The following is a 287-nucleotide window of genomic DNA, read 5'->3' on the forward strand; positions in this document are numbered from 1 at the left end:
CTTTCAGCAATTGCATTTTCGTATGGGTCATATTGTTCTGTCATGCTCATTTGTATTCCATTATCTTCAGCAAACTTAGTGTAGGTAGGATTGCAGTATTGTAATCCTCTATCCGAGTGATGAATGATTTTTTGATAAGGATATTTTCTGTTTTTAATAGCCATTTTAAGGGCTTCTAAGCAGAGTTCTGTCTTCATGTTATTATCTATCTTATATCCCATAATTTGTTTAGAATAAGCATCTGTTACTAGTGCTAGGTATGCATGTCCTTTATCCGTTTTAATATA

Annotated in this window: 1 protein-coding gene; it reads right to left on the reverse strand. The window is 32.8% G+C overall.

Annotation, left to right across the window (positions count from 1 at the left end):
* Positions 1-287, reverse strand: a 287-nt coding sequence (locus Q4548_RS16805; RefSeq protein WP_303457200.1) for a DDE-type integrase/transposase/recombinase, incomplete at both ends; no start/stop codon positions are given.

It is taken from the genome of Wenyingzhuangia sp. 2_MG-2023, assembly GCF_030548295.1.
In the GTDB taxonomy this organism is placed as follows: domain Bacteria; phylum Bacteroidota; class Bacteroidia; order Flavobacteriales; family Flavobacteriaceae; genus Wenyingzhuangia.